Source organism: Kineococcus sp. G2, from assembly GCF_037154035.1.
GTDB lineage: Bacteria > Actinomycetota > Actinomycetes > Actinomycetales > Kineococcaceae > Kineococcus.
Window position 1 is genome coordinate 1 of the sequence record NZ_JBBBEM010000150.1, and the last position, 1849, is coordinate 1849.

Annotated in this window: 2 protein-coding genes; both read right to left on the minus strand. The window is 70.6% G+C overall.

Translation table 11 applies throughout. The features are described from left to right. A partial coding sequence (locus tag V9U69_RS19235) for a tyrosine-type recombinase/integrase (protein WP_337063520.1) occupies positions 1-660 on the minus strand: 660 nt, incomplete at its 3' end. Next, positions 657-1769, minus strand: coding sequence for a tyrosine-type recombinase/integrase (locus tag V9U69_RS19240; protein ID WP_337063521.1), 1113 nt, complete (start codon positions 1767-1769; stop codon positions 657-659). The genes V9U69_RS19235 and V9U69_RS19240, both read right to left, overlap by 4 nt. Between the last annotated feature and the right edge of the window lie 80 nt (positions 1770-1849).

Consider the following 1849-nt stretch of genomic DNA (forward strand, 5'->3'; position numbering starts at 1 on the left):
CAACTGGGGGTGCAGGGGGATGTAGCGGTCGTCCAGGAGTTTGCCGACCGGGACGTGCAGCCAGTGCCCGGCGCCGATCTGGCGGACGGCGTCGCGGCGTAGCCGGGTGAACTCTCCGACGCGCAGCCCGGTGCGGATGAGGACTTCGCAGACGACCCGGCCTGAGGGGCGCTTCAAGCTCTGCGCGGCGCGTAGGAACTTCGCCGCGTCGGCTGGGGGCACCTCCCGCTTGCGGGGGACGTCGAGGGCCTTCGGCAGGGGTTTTTCCTGCCGGGGCAGGTCGCCGAAGAGGATGGGGACAGTGGGCGGGGCCTCGGGCCAGCCCCAGTCGTGGATGCGGATGAAGAAGGTCCGCAGGTTGCCCAGACGGTGGGCTCGGGTGTTGACGGTGACGGGCCGGTCTCGCTGCCCGGTGCGCGCAGCCAGCCAGGGCTTGTAGTCCTCGACGTGGGATCGGCGGACGTCGGCCAGGCGGGTGACCTCGGAGTGCTGCTGGATGAGGAACTGCGCGAAGCAGCGCAGGGCCTGGTCAGCATTGCGGATGGTCGCCGGGCGCAGCGTGGTGGTGATCTGAACCAGGTAAGTGCGCATCGGTGCGGCCAGTTGCGCTGCGGCGTTGTCGATCTCATCCCAGGTAAGGAACAGGTCCTGAGTGCTCATCGTTGATTCCGCAGCGGCGAGGTGATCGAGCGGACCGAGGTCGAGGCGGGGTGGGCGCTGAAGGTCTGGGCGTCGATGGCTTCGGCGGCGCGCCGGTACTGCCCGGCCAGCCAGTCATCGCCCAGGTGCAGGTAGATGCGGGTGGATTCGATGGAGGCGTGCCCGGCCTGGGCCTGGATCGCCTCCAAGGCCATGCCTGCTTCGCGCAGTCGGGTCAGGCAGGTGTGCCGCAACTGGTGGCAGGTCGCGTGCGGCAGCCCGGCGCGGCGGCGAGCCCCGTCGAGAACCTCATCGAGCCCGGAAGCGGACAGGGGGCGCCCGCGGCGTGGGCCTTTGAGGACGCAGAAGACGTGACCGTGCCCGAGCCGGTCTGCTTCAGCCGGTCGCTCCAGGGCGAGGTAGTCGGCCAGGGCGGTGAAGAATCTTCGGGAGATCGGGACCTGGCGTTGGTGCCCGCCTTTGCCCTCGGCGATGAACACCTGTCGTTGCCCGACGTGCAGGTCCTCCATGCGCAGGCGCAGGACCTCGCAACGGCGCAAGCCGCCCAGCAGCATCGCGGCGACCATGGCCCGGTCGCGGTGGGTGCGCAGCGCGTTGGTCAGGGCGTCGGCTTCGTCCGGGTTCAAGATGGTCGGCAGGGTGCGCGCCGAACGGATCAGTGGGGTTCCGGCGCCGCGGCTACTGCCGGGTCGGTCGCGTTCGCGGCGGGTCGGCAGGCCCCGGGGGACGGGGTTGGCAGTGACGTCGCCGCGGGCCAGGAGGAAGGCGTAGAGGCCGTAGACGCTGGACAGGCGCCGGCGCACGGTTCGGGCGCTGACCGCTCCGGCGGCGTCGTCGGTGACGGCGATCACCGGGCTGGCGACAGTGTCCGCGCCGGCGCGTTGGGCGGTGATGAACGCCAGCACGTCGGCGGCGGTCACCTCGGCCGGCGCCTTCGCGATCAGGGTGAAGAACACCTTCAGGTCGTAGCCGGCGGCCAGGACACTGTTGGGCCTGCAGCGGGCGGTGAGGAAGTCGAGGTAGGCATCCAGCCACGGCTCGCCCAGCCGGACGGCGGGCAGCCCGGAGGGCGTCAGGGGCTGGGTCAGTCGCAGGTGGTGTGCGGTCATGAGGGTGCCTCCACGCTGAGGACGATGAGCCGGTCAGGCTCAGACCGGAGACTGGCCCCCGATCACCCACATATCAAGCA

Bases quoted from the DNA above. Each gene is read 5' to 3' on its own strand.
- V9U69_RS19240 (WP_337063521.1), bottom strand. From the start codon at position 1,769: ATGACCGCACACCACCTGCGACTGACCCAGCCCCTGACGCCCTCCGGG.